The following is a 21250-nucleotide window of genomic DNA, read 5'->3' as shown; positions in this document are numbered from 1 at the left end:
GTTAATGAAGTTATTTAATCGTCTATTCCTGCTACTACAATCACAATTTCACCGCGCGGTTCGTTCGCCGTGAAATGTTCTATTAATTCTGTAAGCGTTCCACGCACCGTTTCTTCGTGCACCTTTGAAATTTCCCGCGAAACAGATGCCTGACGTCCGGCACCGAAATGTTCGGTAAACTGCGCCAAAGCTTTTACCAATCTGTGGGGAGACTCATAGAACACCATGGTACGACGCTCCCCGGCCAATGCCTTCAGGCGAGTCATCCTTCCTTTCTTCTGTGGAAGAAAACCTTCAAAACAGAACTTCTCATTCGGCAATCCGGAAGCCACTAATGCCGGCACAAAAGCTGTCGCTCCCGGCAGGCATTGCACTTCGATGCCGTTGCGCACACACTCTCTGACCACCAGAAAGCCCGGGTCGGATATACCCGGTGTACCTGCATCCGAAATCAAAGCTACAGTTTCTCCCCCCTTTATTCTATTAACAACACTTTCAACCGTTTTATGTTCATTAAATTTATGGTGAGATTGCATCACATTCTTTATTTCGAAGTGTTTCAGCAATATGCCGGAAGTACGTGTATCCTCAGCCAATATTAAATCCACTTCTTTCAGAATCCGGATAGCACGGAATGTCATATCTTCCAAATTCCCTACCGGGGTAGGCACTACATAAAGTTTTCCCATACTTATCGGTTGTTTAGCTGAAATATTTTTTGAGGAGTTCCATAAAATCGACAGCGGCTTCATTCTCTTCATCCGGCTGCACTTCCGAAACGAAAATATCCATAGCCTTGTCCAAAGAAGGGGCCTCACCCAAACGTCGTACCACTTCATTCATCCGTGCAGCATCGCCTGCGAACAGCTCGCGGACAAAACGGAATGAATCGTTCAGACTGATGGCATGTCTCAAATCCTTGGCAGGCTTGATACGTTCTGCCAAAATAGGAGATGCCGAAGTTACAACAGTCTGGAGCGCTTCAGCCGTATGAACTGTTTCCGGTTCCTCACATACCATCTTCATTGTATCAGGGACGACCGGTACAACCGGAGAAACCGGTCCAGCCAAAGGAGTAGTAGCAGTAGGGATGTCCTTCAGGGGCGGCACAACAGCCGTTGGCGCCTCCTCAAGCAGTTCTTGCAACGCCTCCAAGCGTACCTTCATCTGCTGGATATTCCGTTTTGCCACAATCCTCAATGTCGGATTGGTATCACTTGAAATGGCTTGCATCAAACATTTCAATTCCTGAATATCTAATTCTATGTCATTTAATAAGGTTTGCATATCCTTTACACAGTCCGTGTTAACGCTACAAATGTAGAAATAAATAATGAAAAAATATCGGAAAGCAAACAAAAGTGTTACTTTTGCGCTTAAATATAACACTCGAAAGCATGGTATTATTCTCAGAAGATCATATACAGGAAACCAAACGCAGGGGAAGAATTGAGGTCATTTGCGGTTCTATGTTTTCCGGCAAAACCGAAGAGCTGATAAGGAGACTGAAACGGGCAAAATTTGCCAAACAACGCGTAGAGATATTCAAGCCCGCCATAGACACCCGTTATTCCGAAGCCGATGTAGTATCGCATGACAGTCATTCCATAGCCTCCACTCCCATCGACTCGTCTGCCAGCATTCTGCTCTTCACTTCAGAGATAGATGTAGTGGGCATTGACGAAGCCCAGTTCTTTGATAGCGGCCTGATTGATGTATGCAACCAGCTTGCCAACAATGGTATACGCGTCATTGTTGCCGGACTGGACATGGACTTCCGGGGTATTCCATTCGGTCCTATGCCGGGACTGTGTGCCATTGCAGACGAAGTTTCCAAAGTACATGCCATCTGTGTGAAATGCGGCCAACTCGCCTCGTTCTCCCACCGTACCGTCAAGAACGACAAACAAGTACTGCTGGGGGAAACCGAAGAGTACGAACCTCTATGCCGGGAGTGCTATCAGCAAGCCATCCAAGCCGACCAAAAGGAAAGCGGTCATTAACGAATACAAAAAACAGAGCATTATGGAACGCAAAAAGATTACATTCGACAGTTTTATCCGCGGTGTCATACTCGGTGTCATTATTATCGGCATCCTTATGCTCTTCAAGCGTCTAAGCGGCGTATTGCTGCCATTCTTCATCGCATGGCTCATTGCCTATCTGATATACCCCCTGGTCACCTTTTTCCAGTACAGATTAAGGCTCAAGAACCGGGTCATATCCATCTTCTGCGCCTTATTCAGTATTCTGATTGTAGGAGGAACCGCATTTTATCTGCTTGTGCCTCCCATGATGGACGAATTCGTCAGGGTGAAAGATTTGGTAATAGACTACTTTTCCAACGGAACCCACGACGGCAATGTGCCCAAAACACTCTCTGAATTCCTTCGTGAGAACATAGACACCCAGTTTGTCACCCAATTGTTCAAGGAAGAGAATATGCTGAACGCCATCAAGGAAACCGTTCCCCGGCTCTGGTCCTTGCTGTCAGAATCCGTCAATCTACTGTTCAGCTTCTTCACTTTCTTTCTCATTCTTCTCTATATAATCTTCATATTGCTGGACTATGAAAGCATTTCCGAAGGGTGGCCCCACCTGGTACCACAGAAATACCGGCCCTTCGTAATCAATGTAATGAACGATGTGAAAGACGGCATGAACAGATACTTCCGCGGACAAGCATTCGTGGCATTGTGTGTCGGTATTCTGTTCAGTATAGGCTTTCTGATTATTGATTTCCCACTGGCCATTGGGCTCGGCTTGTTCATCGGTGCTTTAAACCTAGTGCCCTATTTACAGATTATTGGCTTTATACCTACCATCGTGCTGGCCATACTGAAAGCAGCGGATACGGGAGGAAACTTCTGGATTATCATTGCATCGGCCCTTGCGGTATTCATCATAGTACAAGCCATTCAAGACGGATTCATCGTACCGCGTGTCATGGGGAAAATTACGGGCCTGAACCCTGCCATCATCCTACTGTCTTTATCAATTTGGGGCTCATTGATGGGTATGCTGGGTATGATTATAGCACTTCCGCTTACCACCCTTATGCTCTCCTACTATCAACGTTTCATCATAAACAGAGAAAAAATTCACAAGTTTGAACAGACTGATAATCAACAAGAAGAGTAAAAGCAGAAGTCGTTATCAAAACTTTTTCCCTTAATCCATTTGTTTTTTAAACAAAAGTATCTATCTTTGCACCCGCTTAACAGCAATAAGGTCTGAATCGCTAGCTCAGCAGGTAGAGCACAACACTTTTAATGTTGGGGTCTTGGGTTCGAGCCCCAAGCGGTTCACCAAAGAAAAGCAGTTATCTGAAATAGATAATTGCTTTTTTCTTTTAAAGGCATCTGCTACGTAATGAGTTGGTTGGAAAGTTTATAATCATACCGATACTTCAGAACACAAAACAGAAGCACAATGAAAATGATTGGTTTTACCCAGTCATCTTATCCGGTATTTTTACGCCCCTCCGATGAGGATTACAAAACTCTTTTGGTTTTCTAATTCGCGTGCAAAAGAGAAACTTATTTTTCAAGTATCCCAATATTCATGATTTCTTTCACTGAAAAACTGTAAGACATGAACATTATCCACTGCCATATCACTCTTTTGAAGGTACATACACAGCCAATGAAAGACTATTTATCAGTTTTTCATCACTCAAATATAGGTTTTTAGTCCACTGAGTAAATGACAGTTAGATATGCGCACTATTGTGGTACTGCTTCTCCACAAGCATGAAGAAGCCGTACCACAATAGTGAAGAAACTGCATCACAACCGTGCACAATAGTCATTAATAAGCTTTTAGTAGAAGAAAGAGCCGTTCTTTGCGGAAAGAAGACCAGCCATTTGCACAAGAAAAAACAGCATGCAAGCAAAGTTTGCCTACATACTTGCATAGCGTCTGCTTACATACCGTAAAACGCGGTATAACAAACAATTAGAAAGCGCCATGCAAGCATGTAAGCAAAATGTGTGGTAAACCTATTGTATATCTTTTCATTTTGCGACGACTCCATAGTAAACCATGTTATCAATACGCTTCTGATAAATCTGGTTATTCTGCAGCAGATACCCCAAGGCCAAACACAAATCCACATCCCTGAACTTCGTCAGTTTCTGTAATTCAAAGATTGTACACTTCTTAAGATTGCACAGAATGGAATATACCATTTTCATATTATTGGTCGCCTTCTCAATATTCTTCATATTATTATCTTATTATTAGTTCCTTTCTTAAAATGATATCCTATATTATCTACTCAAATATAAGATAAAGACAGAGCAATGACAAACATTGCCCATTCTTTTCATTTCAGATAACATTCTTTGAACTACATATACCTAAAATCTGCAAAAAATATAGAACTTTATAAATATCAGCACTTTATAGAAAGGTATATTCACATTATACTATATCCGGAAACGATTATGCTGGTATAATCAAGGTACTATTATATGCTTGCCTTCGGGAGTGACTACTACCGAGCCCATTTTGATGTAATGTTTCCCTTCCGGCGAAACTATTACCTTTGTTTCGCTACTCTTGTCGGAAGATTCTTTTTTCTCGTCCATGAAACTCTTGTCCCGCGAAGTGGTAACTGGATAAGTATCCTCCAGATAGCTCTTCATTTCGTCCACTTTTCCGTCTTTGAACCACACCTTGACAGCCGACCACCCCGCAGGAGTATAAGCACGGAATGTCCAAGCCTCTCCCTCCTTATTCAAATCTCTAAATGCAGGCTCTCCTAAAATGGTACACACCTCTTTAAAGCTCATACCACGTTCAATGCTGCTCAACTGCTTATAATCAAACCCGTAGCTCTCATAAATGCCACAGCCCGTCACCAAGACAGCGAGTAACAAGCCTAAAACAACTGACATCTTTTTCATAATAGAAAGTTTTAGTATTTATCCATACAGCAAATGTAGTATGATAAAAACCTCCTTTTCCGTGATTCTCTCTATTTATACATAGGGATTTCCCTATCTTCGAAGTTTATTCCTATCTTTACAACCTATGTACAAAGAATATCATCCCAGCCCCCTGCTCTCCCCCTATATTGACAAATATTGGGAGTTTAAAGGACAACCCGGATACGGCATGCACATCAATATCCTGCCTGACGGATGCACTGACTTTATATTCACGTTGGGTGAAGCTCCTAAGGCCGTACACGACAGCCTCGTTATGCAGCCCTACCATGCCTACTTCATTGGAGCCATGACCAAATATTCTGAATTGGTGACCCATACGGTAACAATCCATATGCTGGGAATCCGTTTTCTGCCTTGCGGAATACTTCGCTTCATGGACCTCCCTTTGCAGGAGCTCACCAACTTACGGTTAAACGCCGATGAGCTTACAAGCCTCTTTACCCACTCTTTTGCAGAGAGACTGGGCGAACTGGGAACCATTCAAGAGCACCTGGTCTTTATTGAAAACTTCCTGCTTCAAGCCTTATGCCGATACAGTCCAAAAGCAGAACGGAGCATGCTGTTCGCCATACAGCAAATCAATCGATGCAAGGGTGACTTGTCACTCCTCCGGTTAGCGGAGGAGACTTGCCTATGCCAACGCCATTTCGAACGGAAATTCAAGCAGCACACCGGACTTACACCCAAAGAGTACAGTCGGATTATGAAGTTCAAACATGCTGTAGACTTGTTGCGAAGTACCTCTTTCGACAATCTGCTGTCCGTTGCCATCAAAGCAGGATATTATGATGTTTCCCATCTCTCAAAAGAAATCAAAAAGATGTCCGGCAACGCGCCAAGCCAGCTTCTCACTTCCGCTCCATTGGAAGAAGGGACTTTGAGTTATGTGAAAACATAAAAGTCGATTTTTTACAATAGCTCTTCCTATTACCATGCCTATATTTGCAGCAATCAAATCAATAAAAACATCCAATATGGCAACATTAATCGAGAAAGCAGCAGAAATCTTGGCAAGATGCGAAACCGTCGTCATCACTTCCATCAACCAAGAGGGATATCCCCGCCCCGTTCCAATGAGCAACATCAAGTCGGAAGGGGCCACAACCGTATGGTTGGCGACCGGCAAAGACAGTCTTAAAACAAAGGAGTTTGCAGCCAATCCGAAAGCAGGTTTGTGCTTTCAGGAAAAAGGAAACAGCGTAGTGCTCACCGGTGAGGTGGAGATTATAGAAGACGAAGCCACCAAGCAGGAAATGTGGCAAGAGTGGTTCAGCGCACACTTCAGCAAAGGCCCGACAGATCCCAATTATGTATTACTGAAATTCAAAGGACACCATGCCACCATTTGGATTGACGGACATTTTGTACGCAGAAATCTTTAAGAAGAGCATTCTGTTCCTCATCTGATGTCTTGCATGGGGGAATTAGAACTATAACCCCTTCGTTATCACCGGCAATCCGAAAGCTCCTTTCTGCAAAGTCAAGACTTTCGGTTTGTCTTTTCGTGCTTTGTTGTATGTGGCTGTGGAAACATGCAAGGTCTCTATCGCTCCATCCTCGAAAGCCACCTTTAAGTAATACTCCTTACGTACTCCGTCCGACACATAACGATGCTTGCCTACTTTACGTCTCTTTTCATGTTCTTTTATCAGCTTCTCAAGTACGGTGACCGTCACCTCCTTTGTCGAAGCAGGAGCCGCCATCTGATAATTTCCTACCAGAAAAAGCGAACAACTGATGACACCCACGCACACCACATGACACAATATATTCACTGCCTTTTGCTCCATCGTTGTCAGCCATATCCATTTTTTATATAGAGGAAGTGTAACGACTGCCACCACAAGTCCTACCCCTACGGGTATCCACACAGCAGCCAACGTATCTTCATAGATGTTATATCCGATGCAGCCCAAAGCTACGACCAGTACAAACATCAGAAAACGGAGTATTTTTATAAACAGTTCTTTCATTGCCGCGCTTATATTTTTGGCAAATATAAAAAGAAATATCGTTCGGTCGACTGTCAAGTCTGTTCAATCTACATGAACTAACTTGCTTGATAGAATGTTATAACTACAATAACTAAAACAGAAAATATCATGGAAAAGAGCTTAATTCATAGTAATGAACTGCATTTTATCAGTAAGAAACGCATTCATCAAGCAGTAGAGAAAATGGTTGAGTCATTGGATTTGGCTGCGGGTTCCACAACCGGCTTCAACATCTATGCAGTAGTGGAGAGCTATTTCACGGATTTGGAAAAACGAAAAGAAATCAATCAGCTGCTCAACCTGGAACAAGATGTCTGCGAAGAAATAGAGGCAGAATTAAGTTATAAATAAACTACGGAGTTACCGACTACTATTAAGTTACGGGCTACAAGTTGTCCTGCAGTATGATAATGCAGGACAACTTGTAGCCCGTAACTTATAGTGGCTGATAGCTAATAAATTGAAACTTGTAGCCCACTCAGTCTTTCGCCTGATGCACCGTCAACTGCGGGAATGGGAAGTCGATACCTTCCTCGTTGAATACGGAGTAAATCTTCTTGTTCATATCAAAATAAACGCCCCAGTAGTCTCCGCTCTTCACCCAAACACGAATCACCACATTCACACTGCTGGCATCCAGGGCATGAAGAGCCACAAACGGCTCGGGAGTATTCAAGATACGGCTGTCTTCGGAGATGATACGACGCACGGTGCTCTCTACCTTGTCATAGTTCTCACCATATTCTACACCGATCACCCAATCTACACGACGCGTATCCTCACGGCTGTAATTAGTCACTGTACCACTGCTCAACGCACCGTTAGGTATATAGATTACCTTATTGTCGGCTGTGGTCAGAATCGTATGGAAGATTTGAATCTCACGTACCGTTCCGGACACTCCCTGGCTTTCAATCCAGTCGCCTACCTTGAAAGGACGGAACAACAGTACAATCAATCCACCCGCAAAGTTCTGCAAGTTTCCGGAAAGTGCCATACCGATAGCCACACCGGCAGATGCCAACAAAGCTGCAAATGAAGTAGTTTCCACTCCCAATTTGCCGATAACGGCAATAATCAGCAGAATGGTCAGCAAGATATTGACTAAACTTTTCACAAAGCTCTGGATACTGGCATCCACATGTCTTTTTGCCAATAACCTCGCCAGCATTTTCCTAAGAAAGGAAATCAAGAACCGTCCTACCACAAAGATGATGACAGCTCCAATAATACGTCCACCGGCACTTACGCCCCAATCTATCAATTGCTGAAGGAATATCTGCAGTTTGCTGAAACCATCGTCAGCAACTTGGGCAGCAAAGGCTGCCATGAATAAAGATGATAACATAACTATATTCTTTTTTTAAAATTAATGCTACAAAATTAACAAATAACTCTGAGTTTCGTTCACTTAACTTGCCACTTTCGACGAAAACTCCTACCTTTGCCCCGATTTCAACTAAGGGGTGCCCTAATACGACGGGCTGAGATCATACCCATTAACCTGATCCGGGTAATGCCGGCGGAGGGAAAAGAAGAAAAGTTCCCCTTTTCTGTATTCATCTAAACGAAACAATTGCAAATGAAGAGACATGCAATGGCGGTCTGCCTCCTGACGGCAGCACTGGGTGTCTGTGCGCAGGCACAAGAACAAGACAGCCTGCGGGTGATAAACCTGCAGGAAGTGGAAGTCATCTCCACACGTGCCACAAACAGCACACCGGTGGCATTCACCAATATAGGCAAAGAACAACTGAAAAAACAGAATTTCGGACAAGACCTGCCGTATCTGTTGAGTATGACACCCTCCGCCATTACTACCAGCGATGCCGGTGCCGGGGTGGGTTACACCACGCTGAGAGTCCGCGGAACAGACGGCACACGCATCAACGTCACCGCCAACGGTATTCCCATCAACGACGCGGAGAGTCACACGGTATTCTGGGTCAACCTGCCGGACTTCGCCTCCTCCGTCAAGGACATGCAGGTGCAACGCGGAGCTGGTACCTCAACGAACGGTGCAGGAGCTTTCGGTGCCAGCATCAACATGCAGACGGGTGATTTCTCCATGAAACCCTATGCAGAATTCAACGGTTCCTACGGCTCCTTCCATACGCACAAGGAGACGGTGAAAGTGGGAACGGGACTCATCAACAATCATTGGTCGTTCGATGCGCGGCTCTCCAACATCAGTACGGACGGGTATATAGACCGGGCATCTGTGGGACTGAACTCCTATTATCTGCAAGGAGGATACTACAATGACAATACCTCCGTCAAACTGATAACCTTTGCCGGCAAAGAGCGCACTTACCACGCATGGAACTATGCCAGCAAGGAGGAGATGGAACGTTACGGACGGCGTTACAATTCCTGCGGATTCATGTACGCCACCGACCGGGACGGCCATGTATACAGCAAAGAATATTATAAAGACGACAACGGCGAGAAGCATTACCTCACGGACGAAGGAGGTGCACTGCATTTCTATGACGACCAGACCGACAACTATACGCAGAAGAATTACCAGTTGCTGTTCAACCACAATTTCACCTCGCAATGGAATCTGAATATCGGCCTGCATTACACCAAAGGCGACGGGTACTACCAGGAATATAAAGGCGAACGCTCGTTGACAGAGTACGGCATGTCGCCTTTCGAATACAATGGCGGCAAGGTAGAAGTAAGCGACCTTATCCGCAAGAAGGCAATGGACAACTGGTTTGGCGGTGGAATCTTCTCCGTAAGCTACAAAGCCGACCGTCTGCATGCCTCGCTAGGCGGTGCACTGAATCGCTATGACGGCGACCACTTTGGAAAAGTGCTTTGGGTAAAGAACTATATCGGCGAACTGAACCCCGACCACGACTACTACCGCAACAACGCCACAAAGAATGACGGCAATATTTATCTGAAAGCCAATTATGAACTGGTAAGCGGCCTCAGCGCCTACCTCGACCTGCAATACCGCCACATCGACTACAAGATAAACGGACTGAACGACAAGTACAACTGGACTGCCACCACTCCGGGAATGCAGAAGCTGGACATCGACGAAGACTTCGACTTCTTCAACCCGAAAGCCGGACTGTCCTGGCAAATCGACCGCAACCACCGCCTATACGGTTCGTTCAGCGTAGCCCATAAAGAGCCTACGCGCAACAACTACACCGACGGCTACTTCACCGAACATCCCAAGGCTGAGCGCTTGTTCGACTACGAACTGGGATATACCTTCGCCAACTCATGGCTCCATGCGGGTGCCAACTTCTACTATATGGACTATAAAGACCAGCTGGTACTGACGGGAGAGCTGAACGAGATAGGCGAAGCCATGGCCAGCAACGTGCCCGACAGCTACCGTACGGGTATTGAACTGATGGCTGGCATCAAACTGGACTGCGGCTTGCAATGGGACATCAATGCCACACTCAGCAAGAACCGTGTGCAGAACTTTACCGAGACACTTTTTGAAAACGAAGAGGCAGGGTCGGAAGCATGGGTCATCGAACACGGAGATACCCCCATCGCATTCTCTCCCGACTTCATACTGAACAACCGCTTCGGCTATACGTTCAAAGGATTCGAAGCCTCGTTACAGTCACAATATATCAGCAAGCAATACATGAGTAACGCCAAGCAAGAGGAGTGCACGCTGGATGCTTATTTCGTAAGCAACCTGAATCTGTCCTATACCTTCAAGTTGCCTAAAGTAAAGTCGGTAACCATAGGGTGCACCATCTATAATCTGTTCAATGAAGAATACGAGAATAACGGATACGCAGGCAGCGGATACTATCTCGACGATAACGGAGGAAAAGTCCGTTACAACTATGCCGGCTACGCTGCCCAGGCGGGAACGAATGTATTGGGACATATAGCAATCAATTTCTGATGGAACATATTCTTGAGATTACAGGCACTGTGACCGGGATCCTCTACCTCTGGTTGGAGTACCGGGCAAGCATTTATCTTTGGATAGCGGGCATCATTATGCCTGCCGTCTATATTTTTGTCTACTATGATGCGGGGTTGTATGCAGATTTCGGCATCAACATCTATTATCTGGGTGCTGCCATCTACGGCTGGATGATGTGGAAGTACAGAGCTGTACTACGACGTACTATCTTGAAACGGAAAGATGCCCCACAAAGGGGAGAGAACAACAGAACAGAAGAACAAAAGCAGGAGCTTTCCATTACCTATATGCCGACGCGCTACTTGCTGCCGCTTACTGCCGTATTCACCGCCGCCTTCCTCGGCATTGCCTGGATATTGATAAACTTCACGGACAGCAATGTGCCCTGGCTGGACTCCTTCACCACCGCACTGAGCATCGTCGGCATGTGGATGCTGGCACGGAAATATGTAGAACAATGGTGGGCATGGATTGCGGTAGATGCCGTCAGCGCCGGACTGTACATCTACAAAGGACTTGATTTTACAGCCGGACTATATGCCCTTTATACAATTATAGCTATCTTTGGCTACTTCAAATGGAGAAAGATGATGAGCAAAGACGAAGGATTAGAGATTAGGGATTAAGAAAGATATGAAAAACGAACTATCAACGAGCAACGAGCAATTATCAACTATTGATGCCGTAGTTTTAGCGAATGGGGAATATCCTGCCGGTCCCCTGCCTTTGAAGATATTGGCGGAAGCGCCATACGTGGTTTGCTGCGACGGCGGAGCGAACGAATACATCCGCCGGGGTCATACTCCCGACATAATCATCGGCGACGGCGACTCCCTCAGTGATGAAAACCGCCGGAAGTTCGGACATATCCTGCACCGTATCAGCGACCAGGAAACCAACGACCAGACCAAAGCCGTCAACTTCCTGCTGGCGCAAGGCAAACGCCGCATCGCCATCATCGGTGCCACGGGCAAACGTGAAGACCATACACTGGGAAATATCAGCCTGCTCATCGACTATCTCCGTGCCGGAGCCGATGTACGTACCTATACCGATTACGGCATCTTCATCCCCTGCCGGGGTACCCGCACCTTCCCAAGCCATCCCGGACAGCAAGTATCCATCATCAATTTCACTGCACACGGTCTGCATGGCAAAGGACTGGTCTATCCTCTCAGCGACTTCACCAACTGGTGGCAAGGCACACTCAACGAATGCACCGGTACGGAATTCACCATCGAGGCGGAAGGGGAATACCTGGTATTCGTCACTACTTCTTCGCTTCCGCCACTTCAACAAAGTACACGCTGATACAAATCATGGCAATGGCAGCGGCTTGCGTCCAACTGAAACGGTCTTGCCCCAAGGTGAGGGAAACAACGGTAGTCACCACCAATATCAGATAGCTGTACATGGATACAACCGTCGTCTTGAGATACTTCAAGCCCACCGGAACCAGAAAGTAACTGAGGTAAGTAGGGAAAACCAGCACAAACGCCAACACCGCCCACGGTACCCAGTGCCACTTCCCATGCAAGGCATCCGTAAGCAAGGGTGCATCCCAGCCTATAATGGACGACACAATCAATCCCGTTACTGCCGCACCGCCAAAGATGTACTTCATCATCGTCACTACCCCGACCTCTTCCAGCAGTTTCTTGCTCACAATCAGGTAAACGGCAAAGACCAGCGAGCTCACCATGCAGAGCATGTTGCCCGTAAACGCATCGTGCGCCAGGTCATCACTGCCTTGCGTAAGGATGCACAGCAACGCACCGCCAAAACCCAGCGCTATGCCGATTATCTTCATCAGCGTAGCCTTTTCGTGCAGGAAAAAGACAGATATCAGAAAGACCCAAATGGGCTGCATGGAGTTGAAGATGGCACTGGAAACCGGAGTCGTCTTACTGATGCCCAGCAGATAGCAGAACATGAACCCGTAGAGTCCGAAAGCCCCCAGGCAGAACAGCCCTATCCGCTGCCGCCTTGTGGCCGGTGCCTCCTTTACAAACCAGCCTGTTATCCAAAATGCCACGGCAGCAAAGACACAACGCACCGTGACACCCGTCAATGCACCCAGCCACAAAGGGAGCAGAAATTTCAATCCATTCATATTCAACCCCGCCATGACGCGCGATGCAACCATACTGAGATTGGCTTCCAGTTTCTTATCTTTCATCAGCTTCGTATTTTTCCCCTCAAACAATTCATTACTTTGAAATGTTTTAGGAGAAAAAGGAGATAACACTATGGCAAAAGTTAAAGAAGAACAATCGTCTCAGCAAACAAAGCAAGTCCTCGCATTCTCCACCCGGCTACGCCATGACCTTAAGAAAGCCTGCCGGCAACTGGATGAGGGAGAAGGACAAGAGGACGTCACAATCAGTAAGGAGGTGAAGGCATGGCTAAACAAATAATATGGTCGCCCCTCGCCAAAGAGGCGCTGAAGGGCCTGCTGATTTCCTCGCAAGAAAGAGATGGCAACAAACGGTGTGGCGGGGTTCTGTACTCCTTATTCCAAAATGCATTGTACCGCATCACGCTGAATCCGTTTATCGGACAGCCCACCGAAGCAGAGAACATACGGTACATCATCCCGCATCCCGACTATACGCTTCTTTACCGGCACAGTCTCCGGAAGATAGAAGTGCTTGTGCTATGGAACAACCATCATAAGTTGGGCAGCATGATAGACCTCATCCGGGAAGAACCCGATACAGAATAAAGCAGCCAATCTTGTCAAGAGCAGATTTATGGAAGATTAACGGAACAGACGCATTATCGTCCGTTCATATAGCCGGAACAAACCATGTATCCGTCCCGAACATATCATCTGTTTATCCTCGACACACCATCTGTCGGCGCTGAACATATCATCCGAAACATCCGAGCTTTTCGTCAAAACCACTGGGATTTTCCAAGCAAATGCCCGCTATTCCGCTTGCTGAAGTGGAGGATTAAATCTGTAAAGCACTGGTTCAGGAGAGTAAACCCTAAGGTTTAGCAAATGAAGTGACGGAAGAACACAACAAAAAAGGAGAAGCGACGCCTCTCCTTTTATGCTAATTTAAAATTGAATCTGAACTAAGATTGCAGTTACAAAGATACAACATCCGAAAGGCAATGTCAAGCAATCCGGTGTTTTTCTTTACTGACGTCCCATTCTTTATACATGCATCAGATATTGCTTGAAGTCCGCGAAATCCTTCGACATCGGCAGGCTCTTCTTCTCACCGCGCATAAAGGCCTGAAGCTTGGCTGGTATTTCTACGGCTTCACCGATAATCTTCTCGACTGTATCCTTGAACTTCGCCGGATGAGCCGTTTCAAGGAACACGCCCGTTTCACCGAGTTTCAGTCCTTCGACCAAAGCGCGGAAGCCGCAGGCTCCGTGCGGGTCGAGCAGGTAATGGTCCTTCTTCCACACTTCCCGCATAGTTTCGGCAATCTGCTCATCGGTATAAGTGGCACCGCTGATTTCGGCAGAGATGGCGGCATGGCTGCCTCCGTAAAGGTCGAGTATGCGAGCAAAGTTGCTCGGGTCGCCCACATCCATCGCGTTAGCAATGGTAGCGATACTGGGACGCGGTGTATAAATGCCCGTCTGCAAATATTGGAAGAAGATATCATTGCGGTTGTTGGAAGCGATAAAGCGTTCCACGGGTAGTCCCATACGCTTGCCGAAAAGGCCGGCAGTGATATTGCCGAAGTTACCACTGGGTACACAAATGACGGCATTGTCTCCCTTACCGGCACGCTTCAGTTGAGCATAGGCATAAAAGTAATAGAATGCCTGCGGCAAGAAACGCGCCACGTTGATGGAATTGGCGCTGGTCAGTTGCAGGTGCTCGTTTAGTTCCCCGTCCATAAAAGCGGATTTAACCAGAGCCTGGCAATCGTCGAACGTACCGTCAACCTCAATGGCCGTGATATTCTGCCCTAAGGTAGTGAACTGTTTCTCCTGGATTTCACTGACTTTTCCCTTCGGGTAGAGCACATAGACGTGTATGCCTTCCACACCGAGGAAACCATTGGCAACGGCACTCCCCGTATCACCGGAAGTAGCCACAAGCACATTGACTTGCTTCTTGCCCTCTTTCTTGATAAAGTACCCCAGCAAACGCGCCATGAAGCGACCGCCTACATCCTTAAAGGCAAGTGTCGGACCATGGAACAGCTCAAGCGAATAAATATTCTCCGTCACCCGGACCAGAGGGACATCGAAACTGAGTGTGTCATAAACAATCTGTTTCAGCGTATCGGCAGGAACATCCTCACCAAAGAAAGCATCTGCCACGCGATAGGCTATCTCCTGAAAGCTGAGTGTATCGATGCTATCGTAAAACTCTTGTGGCAGAGTTTTGATTGTAAAGGGCATGAAAAGCCCCTTGTCTGCGGCAAGCCCCTTTACCACGGCCTCTTCAAGAGTGACTTCGGAAGCTTGTTTGTTGGTGCTATAATATTTCATATTAAATTAAAAATTAAAGAATTCATTGATAAACTCGTCTTCTTTCATCAGTCCGTAACTGCCTTCACAGGCTGCCACTTCATCAAATGTCCGTACTTTGTCAGCCTCGATACCCGGATGCCAGATGAGGAATGGAACAGGTTCGGCCGTATGCGTACGGAGCTCGCAGGGAGTGGGATGGTCGGGCAATACGGAGATGGCAACGGGTTCCTCCCAATCCTTCACAGCCTCGTAGATAGGACCTACAGCACGGCTGTCCAGATTCTCAATCGTCATAATCTTCAAGGGGACGTTTCCTTCATGACCGGCCTCATCACTGGCTTCGATATGCAGGTAGACAAAATCATCCGTCCGCAATGCATCGAGAGCGGCAGCCACCTTATTCTCATAGTTGGTATCATAAAGCCCCGTCGCACCTTCTACGGTGATACGCCGCAGCCCCGCATAGTAGCCGATGCCGTTAATCAAATCCACGGCAGAAATCACGGCGCCGCGCCTCACCTGCGAAAACTTGTCTGAAAGGCGCTCCATCTGCGGACGATAACCGGGACTCCACGGCCAGATGCTATTGGCAGGGTCCTTACCCTCGGACTTCCGCTTCATGTTGACCGGATGGTTTTCCAGCAACACTTGCGAACGGATAATCAAATCGTTAATCAAATCGGCAGTCTGCTTCGGAGTAAGCTCTGCACCGCCTTCGGGGACCGAAATATTCTCCGTCCCCTCCATCGGCTTCACCATCAACGGACGGAAAGGCCTCAAAGGGACATCGTGGGGCGGCGTACAGTCAATGCGCTTGTCCCCTCCTTTTATTACCAGCAGATGGCGGTATTGCACGCCCGTATGGAAACGCACGCGGTCGTCGCCCAGATGCTCTTGAAGGTATTTCACCAACACATCCGCTTCCTCTGTAGTGATGTGCCCGGCAGAATGATTCTTGATATTGTCTCCCTCGATGCAGATAATATTGCAGCGCATCGCCATCTCACCTGGCTGCAAGTCCACACCGATGCTCGCCGCCTCCAACGGACCGCGGCCTTCGTACACCTTCGGCAGGTTATAGCCCAGAACGGACATATTCGCCACCTCACTGCCGGGATGAAATCCCTCGGCCACCGTCACCAGCCTTCCCACACGTCCCATGCGTGCCAGCTTGTCCATATAGGGAGTTGCAGCCGCCTGCAGCAAGGTTTTGCCTCCCAGAGCCTTCACGGGCCAGTCGACCATACCATCACCCAGGATGATGATGTGCTTCAAGCCTCTCCCCCTAACCCCCTCCCCCGTAGGGAGGGGGAATGAGTTACTATTGTTTTGTACTTCCATATTCTTCTCTGCTATATAATTTATGAATGCCAATCTATCCGCTCCCCCTCCCTACGGGGGAGGGAGAAGGGGGGGAGAGGCTTTAAACATTCGCAATACTCATAATATCCGCAAATACCCCCGCAGCCGTTACACCCGCACCGGCTCCGTATCCTTGTATCATCATCGGATATTCCTTATAACGTGCCGTGGTCAGCAGGATGATGTTATTGCTGCCTTCCAGACCGTAAAACGGATGGTTAGCGCCGACTTCCTGCAAGCCGACAGATGCTTTGCCGTTTTCCAGCTTGGCTACGAAACGCCAATGCTTGTTCTCGGCTTCCAACACCTTGCGACGGGCCTCGAAATCGGCATCGAGGCTCGGCACTTTCTTCCAGAAGTCATCCAGGGAGCCTTCAAAGAAGTCATCGGGCACAAAGAGGTTCTTCTCAACATCGCTCTGTTCCAAACAGTAACCGGCCTCGCGTGCCAGAATCACCAGTTTGCGGATAACATCCTTTCCGCTGAGGTCGATACGCGGATCGGGTTCGGAGTAACGTTCCTCCTGTGCCATCTTAATGGTCTTGCTGAAAGGAATGTCGGCACTGATTTTATTGAAGATATAGTTCAACGTACCGCTCAGCACGGCTTCAATCTTCAATATCTTATCACCGCTATGAATAAGGTCGTTAATGGTATTGATGATGGGGAGTCCGGCACCTACATTTGTTTCAAACAAGTACTTCACACCGCGTTGGCGGGCAATCTGTTTCAGTTCACGATAGTTCTCGTATTCGGAAGAAGCGGCAATCTTGTTGGCAGCCACTACCGAAACATTGTGCAGCAGCAAGTCCTTGTAAAGGGAAGCCACGCCTGCACTTGCCGTACAGTCCACAAAGACAGAGTTAAAGATGTTCATACCGATAATCTCATTACGCAGCGTTTCCAGAGAGCTGTCCTTTCCCTTCTCCTGCAGTTCTTCACGGAAACGTCCCAAATCGAAACCTTCGCGGCTGAACATGGCTTTGTTTGCATCGGCAATACCCACTACATTCAGCTGCAGGCCGTTCTCCTGCATCAGCTTCTGGCGCTGGCTGTGGATTTGCTCTATCAGGCTACCGCCTACGGTTCCTATGCCACAGATAAAGAGATTCAGTACCTGATATTCCGACAAGAAGAAAGAATCATGGATGACATTCAGCGATTTGCGCAATGATTTGCTGTCCACTACAAACGAGATGTTGGTTTCCGAAGCACCCTGAGCACAAGCAATCACATTGATACCGTTACGCCCCAACGTACCGAACAGCTTTCCGGCAATACCCGGCGTATGCTTCATGTTCTCGCCTACGATGGCCACGGTAGCCAAGTTCTTTTCTGCCTGAATAGGAGAAATCTCTCCCATCTCTATCTCTTTGGCAAACTCCTCGTTCAGCACCTCGCAAGCCAGGTCAGCATCCGCATTGCGCACACCGATAGACGTTGAATTCTCCGAAGAAGCCTGGGACACAAGGAACACACTGATGCCATTCTTTGCCAGCGCCTTGAAGATACGGTAGTTCACACCGATAACACCTACCATACCAAGGCCTTGCACTGTAATCAGGCTCGTATCATTGATGGATGAAATACCCTTGATGGCCTTGCTTTGCGGGTCGGAAACCTCTCGCTTGATGACAGTTCCCACACCCTCCGGATTGAAGGTATTCTTCACCAGAATGGGGATATTCTTGTGGCAAACCGGATAGATTGTAGGCGGATAGACCACTTTCGCACCGAAGTTACAAAGCTCCGTAGCTTCCACATAGCTCAATTCATTGATAGTGTATGCCCTGGAAATCACACGCGGGTCAGCTGTCATGAACCCGTCTACATCCGTCCAAATTTCCAGACTGTCGGCATCCAGTGCGGCAGCAATGATTGCCGCTGTATAGTCGGAACCACCTCTACCCAGGTTCGTTACCTCTCCCGTCATTTTGTCTGTGGAGATAAACCCCGGAACCAATACGCGTTTGGGCAGGCTGCTGAATGTTTCGCGCACCAACGAATTTGTCAGCTCCGTATCCAGCACATGCTTGGAATGTTTCTTCTCCGTCTTGATAAACTTACGCGAATCAAACCATTCAGCTCCCGTCAGTTGTGCCACGATGATAGATGAAAGCCGTTCGCCATAGCTCACAATCGTATCGGACGTCTTCTGCGAAAGGTCCTTTATCAGATAAATACCCTGAAAAATATCTTTCAGCTCATTAAGCAGTTCGCCAATCTGACGTTGCAAGGCAACCTGCTCCTCGCCTGCCGGAATCACTTCCTTAATCATTTCCACATGACGGTAGACAATCTCCCGGAACTCATTCTCGTAAGAAGCATCACCGGCTGCCGCCATTCTGGAGGTGTTAATCAACTTGTCCGTGATGCCACCCAATGCGGACACTACCACGATAACCGGTTCATCGACTGCTTCTACAATTCTCTTGACGCTCAAAATACTGTTCACGGAACCTACGGACGTTCCGCCGAATTTCATTACTTTCATTTCTCTTTATATTGTTGAGATGGTTGATACAATGTGTCGGAAACAAGCTGATACGGCTTGCATTGACTTTTATTAAATGGAAAAACTGCTTGAAAATGGTGTAACACGTAGAAACACAAAATACTATCCCTAACCCCTAAGGGTCATGGTCCACATGGATGTGACTATATGCTGATAGTACTTGTTCATTGTCTCTTGTTTCTATCGTTTATGATAAGTGTTGCAAAAGTAACAATAAAAACATTCAATCTATCACTTTTTACGACTTTTTTGCGATAAAAATACAGAAAGCCTTTAAAAAGGCAAGAAATATGCGCAACTTACGGCTTACACTTTCACACTTTCCATACCTTTTTTCTGTATATCCGTTTATTCTTTTCTAACATTTTGCTATCATTCTCAATATATATCATTATATTTGCATGGAAAACATGAAAGAAAAGTGCGCATGAACCCAGAAAACACTTCCGTTTTGCTAATATACACCGGTGGAACTATCGGAATGATAGAGAATGCAGAAACCGGCGCCCTGGAAAGCTTCAACTTCGAGCAGTTGCAGAAACATGTTCCCGAGCTTCAGAGATTTGCGTTCCGTATCGACACTTATCAATTCGACCCGCCCATGGACTCTTCGGACATGGACCCCGATGCCTGGCGCAAACTGGTACGTATCATCAGCGACAACTACGACCAATACACTGGCTTCGTCATTCTGCATGGCACAGACACCATGGCCTACACAGCTTCCGCACTCAGCTTCATGCTTGAAGGTCTGAACAAGCCCGTCATCCTAACCGGCTCGCAACTGCCCATTGGCGTGCTCCGCACAGACGGCAAGGAAAACCTGCTGACCAGCATCGAAATAGCCACCGACCGCCACTCCAACGGACAGCCCATCGTACCCGAAGTCTGCATCTTCTTCGAAAATCACCTGATGCGCGGCAACCGTACCACCAAAATGAACGCGGAGAACTTCAATGCTTTCCGCTCCTTCAATTATCCGGTACTCGCTTCTGCCGGTATACATATTAAATATAATAATGTGCAGATTCATACACACGGCACTCCCCGCGAACTGGAGCCTCATTATCTGCTCGATACCAACATCGCCATACTGAAGTTTTTTCCAGGTATTCAGGAAAATGTCGTGGCAGCCATACTTGCCACTAAAGGACTGAAGGCCGTAGTCCTCGAAACCTACGGTTCCGGCAACGCTCCCCGAAAGGAATGGTTTCTACGCCGCCTGCATGATGCCTGCGAACAAGGCATCATCATTGTCAACGTCACCCAATGCAGTGCCGGCACCGTTGAAATGGAGCGCTATGAAACCGGTTACCACCTGATGCAGGCAGGAGTTGTCTGCGGATATGACAGCACAACGGAATCTGCCGTAACCAAGCTGATGTTCCTTCTGGGGCACGATTATCCACCTGCCGAAATACGCGAACTGATGGGACGACCGCTGGCAGGGGAAATTACCGTGTGAAGCACAACTATCACTGCACCGGGGTCAATTCTCCCGTCACAGAATCTATTATGAAACCGCTGACATTGACATCATCCGGTATCAGCGGATGGTTGACAATGGCTTCCACCGTACCTTTTACCGATTTCTCCGTATCTTCGAACCCATATAGCCAGGACTCGAAATCCACTCCGCAGAAACGAATCATATCAATCGTCTCCTGCTTGATACCCCGGGTCTTCATATGCTCTATCATCTGGGCACTGCTCATATGGCACGCACCACAATCGGAGTGGGCAATAACCATAACTTCCGTCACTCCCAACTCATAGATGGCCACCATCAGACTACGGATGACGCTACCGAACGGATGTGAAATGATTCCACCCGCATTTTTTATCATCTTCACATCACCGTTCTTGATACCTAAGGCCGCCGGCAGTAAAGCGGTCAAACGGGTATCCATACAAGAGAGGATGGCAATCTTCTTATCCGGGTATTTATTCGTGATGTATTTCTCATATCCCTTCTCGGCAACAAAACGCTTGTTGTATGCAAGAATATCTTCTATCATGGCTTTTATAACATGTTATTGTTTTCTACTCACAAAA

22 protein-coding genes, 1 tRNA gene and 1 riboswitch are annotated in these 21250 nt (G+C 47.3%); of the genes, 12 read left to right on the top strand and 11 right to left on the bottom strand.

Features of this window, described 5'->3' with window-relative positions:
- Positions 1-14 precede the first annotated feature (14 nt).
- Together rsmI and JXR92_RS06650 are read right to left on the bottom strand one after the other, a co-directional pair.
- Positions 15-689, bottom strand: coding sequence for a 16S rRNA (cytidine(1402)-2'-O)-methyltransferase (gene rsmI / locus JXR92_RS06655; protein ID WP_005828441.1), 675 nt, complete (start codon positions 687-689; stop codon positions 15-17).
- A 13-nt stretch (positions 690-702) separates the two neighbouring features.
- The gene (locus tag JXR92_RS06650; protein WP_117966393.1) at positions 703-1287 is read right to left on the bottom strand and encodes a hypothetical protein; all 585 of its coding nucleotides are present in this window, start codon (positions 1285-1287) and stop codon (positions 703-705) included.
- 110 nt (positions 1288-1397) lie between these two features.
- Here JXR92_RS06650 and JXR92_RS06645 point away from each other — a divergent pair, with 110 nt between their 5' ends.
- The 3 genes from JXR92_RS06645 to JXR92_RS06635 all read left to right on the top strand — a co-directional run bounded on the left by JXR92_RS06645 (position 1398) and on the right by JXR92_RS06635 (position 3311).
- Complete coding sequence (locus JXR92_RS06645) at positions 1398-2003, top strand: thymidine kinase (protein ID WP_005828444.1); 606 nt, start codon at positions 1398-1400, stop codon at positions 2001-2003.
- A gap of 22 nt (positions 2004-2025) precedes the next feature.
- Positions 2026-3141 carry an AI-2E family transporter gene (locus tag JXR92_RS06640; protein WP_008665790.1) on the top strand — a complete coding sequence of 372 codons (1116 nt, stop codon included), beginning with the start codon at positions 2026-2028 and terminating at the stop codon, positions 3139-3141.
- A gap of 94 nt (positions 3142-3235) precedes the next feature.
- Positions 3236-3311 (top strand) — tRNA-Lys (locus JXR92_RS06635).
- 705 nt (positions 3312-4016) lie between these two features.
- On the opposite strand, the gene JXR92_RS06630 is transcribed toward JXR92_RS06635, so the two are convergent.
- A complete protein-coding gene (locus tag JXR92_RS06630; protein ID WP_005835016.1) occupies positions 4017-4226 on the bottom strand; it encodes a winged helix-turn-helix domain-containing protein in 210 nt (69 codons plus the stop codon).
- A gap of 234 nt (positions 4227-4460) precedes the next feature.
- On the bottom strand, positions 4461-4910 hold the full coding sequence (locus JXR92_RS06625; protein WP_005835014.1) for a hypothetical protein: 450 nt from the start codon (positions 4908-4910) through the stop codon (positions 4461-4463).
- A gap of 127 nt (positions 4911-5037) precedes the next feature.
- Here JXR92_RS06625 and JXR92_RS06620 point away from each other — a divergent pair, with 127 nt between their 5' ends.
- A complete protein-coding gene (locus JXR92_RS06620) occupies positions 5038-5853 on the top strand; it encodes a helix-turn-helix transcriptional regulator (protein ID WP_117681346.1) in 816 nt (271 codons plus the stop codon).
- Positions 5854-5929: 76 nt separating this feature from the next.
- On the top strand, positions 5930-6337 hold the full coding sequence (locus JXR92_RS06615) for a pyridoxamine 5'-phosphate oxidase family protein (protein ID WP_005835009.1): 408 nt from the start codon (positions 5930-5932) through the stop codon (positions 6335-6337).
- A 48-nt stretch (positions 6338-6385) separates the two neighbouring features.
- On the opposite strand, the gene JXR92_RS06610 is transcribed toward JXR92_RS06615, so the two are convergent.
- Positions 6386-6928 (bottom strand): hypothetical protein, encoded by a 543-nt coding sequence (locus JXR92_RS06610; protein WP_117589786.1) that lies wholly within the window; start codon positions 6926-6928, stop codon positions 6386-6388.
- A gap of 129 nt (positions 6929-7057) precedes the next feature.
- Between JXR92_RS06610 and JXR92_RS06605 the strand changes: the two genes are divergently transcribed.
- A complete protein-coding gene (locus JXR92_RS06605) occupies positions 7058-7300 on the top strand; it encodes a hypothetical protein (protein WP_005828479.1) in 243 nt (80 codons plus the stop codon).
- Between the two features lie 127 nt (positions 7301-7427).
- Here JXR92_RS06605 and JXR92_RS06600 read toward each other — a convergent pair whose 3' ends face one another.
- The gene (locus JXR92_RS06600; protein ID WP_034528887.1) at positions 7428-8297 is read right to left on the bottom strand and encodes a mechanosensitive ion channel family protein; all 870 of its coding nucleotides are present in this window, start codon (positions 8295-8297) and stop codon (positions 7428-7430) included.
- 104 nt (positions 8298-8401) lie between these two features.
- Positions 8402-8498: riboswitch (TPP riboswitch) on the top strand.
- 33 nt (positions 8499-8531) lie between these two features.
- Between JXR92_RS06600 and JXR92_RS06595 the strand changes: the two genes are divergently transcribed.
- From JXR92_RS06595 to JXR92_RS06585, 3 genes are read left to right on the top strand one after another with little or no spacing between them, the layout of a single operon-like run.
- Positions 8532-10844: a TonB-dependent receptor gene (locus JXR92_RS06595; RefSeq protein WP_117599248.1), complete on the top strand. Its 2313-nt coding sequence runs from the start codon at positions 8532-8534 to the stop codon at positions 10842-10844.
- A complete protein-coding gene (pnuC, locus tag JXR92_RS06590; RefSeq protein ID WP_117599247.1) occupies positions 10844-11494 on the top strand; it encodes a nicotinamide riboside transporter PnuC in 651 nt (216 codons plus the stop codon). Before JXR92_RS06595 ends, pnuC begins: the two co-directional genes overlap by 1 nt.
- A 7-nt stretch (positions 11495-11501) precedes the next feature.
- Complete coding sequence (locus JXR92_RS06585) at positions 11502-12179, top strand: thiamine diphosphokinase (RefSeq protein WP_117599246.1); 678 nt, start codon at positions 11502-11504, stop codon at positions 12177-12179.
- Here the strand turns inward: JXR92_RS06585 and JXR92_RS06580 are convergent.
- Positions 12139-13047 carry a DMT family transporter gene (locus JXR92_RS06580; protein ID WP_117966355.1) on the bottom strand — a complete coding sequence of 303 codons (909 nt, stop codon included), beginning with the start codon at positions 13045-13047 and terminating at the stop codon, positions 12139-12141. The two genes, JXR92_RS06585 and JXR92_RS06580, sit on opposite strands and share 41 nt — an antisense overlap.
- Positions 13048-13117: 70 nt before the next feature.
- Between JXR92_RS06580 and JXR92_RS06575 the strand changes: the two genes are divergently transcribed.
- Entirely contained in the window at positions 13118-13285 is a 168-nt protein-coding gene (locus JXR92_RS06575; RefSeq protein WP_016274202.1) for a hypothetical protein, read from the top strand.
- Positions 13270-13593 carry a type II toxin-antitoxin system RelE/ParE family toxin gene (locus JXR92_RS06570; RefSeq protein ID WP_117966352.1) on the top strand — a complete coding sequence of 108 codons (324 nt, stop codon included), beginning with the start codon at positions 13270-13272 and terminating at the stop codon, positions 13591-13593. The genes JXR92_RS06575 and JXR92_RS06570 overlap by 16 nt, the downstream gene beginning before the upstream one ends.
- Before the next feature lie 441 nt (positions 13594-14034).
- Here JXR92_RS06570 and thrC read toward each other — a convergent pair whose 3' ends face one another.
- The 3 genes from thrC to thrA all read right to left on the bottom strand — a co-directional run bounded on the left by thrC (position 14035) and on the right by thrA (position 19174).
- The gene (gene thrC / locus JXR92_RS06565) at positions 14035-15336 is read right to left on the bottom strand and encodes a threonine synthase (RefSeq protein ID WP_117599244.1); all 1302 of its coding nucleotides are present in this window, start codon (positions 15334-15336) and stop codon (positions 14035-14037) included.
- Between the two features lie 6 nt (positions 15337-15342).
- A complete protein-coding gene (locus tag JXR92_RS06560; RefSeq protein ID WP_138346175.1) occupies positions 15343-16593 on the bottom strand; it encodes a cofactor-independent phosphoglycerate mutase in 1251 nt (416 codons plus the stop codon).
- A gap of 148 nt (positions 16594-16741) precedes the next feature.
- The gene (gene thrA, locus JXR92_RS06555; RefSeq protein WP_138346142.1) at positions 16742-19174 is read right to left on the bottom strand and encodes a bifunctional aspartate kinase/homoserine dehydrogenase I; all 2433 of its coding nucleotides are present in this window, start codon (positions 19172-19174) and stop codon (positions 16742-16744) included.
- A 448-nt stretch (positions 19175-19622) separates the two neighbouring features.
- Here thrA and JXR92_RS06550 point away from each other — a divergent pair, with 448 nt between their 5' ends.
- Positions 19623-20660, top strand: coding sequence for an asparaginase (locus JXR92_RS06550; RefSeq protein WP_138346144.1), 1038 nt, complete (start codon positions 19623-19625; stop codon positions 20658-20660).
- A gap of 10 nt (positions 20661-20670) precedes the next feature.
- Here JXR92_RS06550 and JXR92_RS06545 read toward each other — a convergent pair whose 3' ends face one another.
- Positions 20671-21213 carry a beta-class carbonic anhydrase gene (locus JXR92_RS06545; RefSeq protein WP_117599240.1) on the bottom strand — a complete coding sequence of 181 codons (543 nt, stop codon included), beginning with the start codon at positions 21211-21213 and terminating at the stop codon, positions 20671-20673.
- Positions 21214-21250: the final 37 nt, after the last annotated feature.

Origin of the sequence: Bacteroides parvus (assembly GCF_017309675.2) — a bacterium.
Taxonomy (GTDB): domain Bacteria; phylum Bacteroidota; class Bacteroidia; order Bacteroidales; family Bacteroidaceae; genus Bacteroides; species Bacteroides uniformis.
The sequence above is the reverse complement of the archived record's forward strand: the minus strand, read 5'-3'. Positions and strand labels throughout refer to the sequence as shown.

Bases quoted from the DNA above. Each gene is read 5' to 3' on its own strand.
- JXR92_RS06580 (WP_117966355.1), bottom strand. From the start codon at position 13,047: ATGAAAGATAAGAAACTGGAAGCCAATCTCAGTATGGTTGCATCGCGC.
- JXR92_RS06595 (WP_117599248.1), top strand. From the start codon at position 8,532: ATGAAGAGACATGCAATGGCGGTCTGCCTCCTGACGGCAGCACTGGGT.
- pnuC (WP_117599247.1), top strand. From the start codon at position 10,844: ATGGAACATATTCTTGAGATTACAGGCACTGTGACCGGGATCCTCTAC.
- JXR92_RS06620 (WP_117681346.1), top strand. From the start codon at position 5,038: ATGTACAAAGAATATCATCCCAGCCCCCTGCTCTCCCCCTATATTGAC.
- JXR92_RS06610 (WP_117589786.1), bottom strand. From the start codon at position 6,928: ATGAAAGAACTGTTTATAAAAATACTCCGTTTTCTGATGTTTGTACTG.
- JXR92_RS06585 (WP_117599246.1), top strand. From the start codon at position 11,502: ATGAAAAACGAACTATCAACGAGCAACGAGCAATTATCAACTATTGAT.
- JXR92_RS06605 (WP_005828479.1), top strand. From the start codon at position 7,058: ATGGAAAAGAGCTTAATTCATAGTAATGAACTGCATTTTATCAGTAAG.
- JXR92_RS06600 (WP_034528887.1), bottom strand. From the start codon at position 8,297: ATGTTATCATCTTTATTCATGGCAGCCTTTGCTGCCCAAGTTGCTGAC.
- thrC (WP_117599244.1), bottom strand. From the start codon at position 15,336: ATGAAATATTATAGCACCAACAAACAAGCTTCCGAAGTCACTCTTGAA.
- JXR92_RS06645 (WP_005828444.1), top strand. From the start codon at position 1,398: ATGGTATTATTCTCAGAAGATCATATACAGGAAACCAAACGCAGGGGA.
- thrA (WP_138346142.1), bottom strand. From the start codon at position 19,174: ATGAAAGTAATGAAATTCGGCGGAACGTCCGTAGGTTCCGTGAACAGT.
- JXR92_RS06630 (WP_005835016.1), bottom strand. From the start codon at position 4,226: ATGAAGAATATTGAGAAGGCGACCAATAATATGAAAATGGTATATTCC.
- JXR92_RS06575 (WP_016274202.1), top strand. From the start codon at position 13,118: ATGGCAAAAGTTAAAGAAGAACAATCGTCTCAGCAAACAAAGCAAGTC.
- JXR92_RS06640 (WP_008665790.1), top strand. From the start codon at position 2,026: ATGGAACGCAAAAAGATTACATTCGACAGTTTTATCCGCGGTGTCATA.
- JXR92_RS06545 (WP_117599240.1), bottom strand. From the start codon at position 21,213: ATGATAGAAGATATTCTTGCATACAACAAGCGTTTTGTTGCCGAGAAG.
- JXR92_RS06550 (WP_138346144.1), top strand. From the start codon at position 19,623: ATGAACCCAGAAAACACTTCCGTTTTGCTAATATACACCGGTGGAACT.
- JXR92_RS06570 (WP_117966352.1), top strand. From the start codon at position 13,270: ATGGCTAAACAAATAATATGGTCGCCCCTCGCCAAAGAGGCGCTGAAG.
- JXR92_RS06650 (WP_117966393.1), bottom strand. From the start codon at position 1,287: ATGCAAACCTTATTAAATGACATAGAATTAGATATTCAGGAATTGAAA.
- JXR92_RS06625 (WP_005835014.1), bottom strand. From the start codon at position 4,910: ATGAAAAAGATGTCAGTTGTTTTAGGCTTGTTACTCGCTGTCTTGGTG.
- rsmI (WP_005828441.1), bottom strand. From the start codon at position 689: ATGGGAAAACTTTATGTAGTGCCTACCCCGGTAGGGAATTTGGAAGAT.
- JXR92_RS06615 (WP_005835009.1), top strand. From the start codon at position 5,930: ATGGCAACATTAATCGAGAAAGCAGCAGAAATCTTGGCAAGATGCGAA.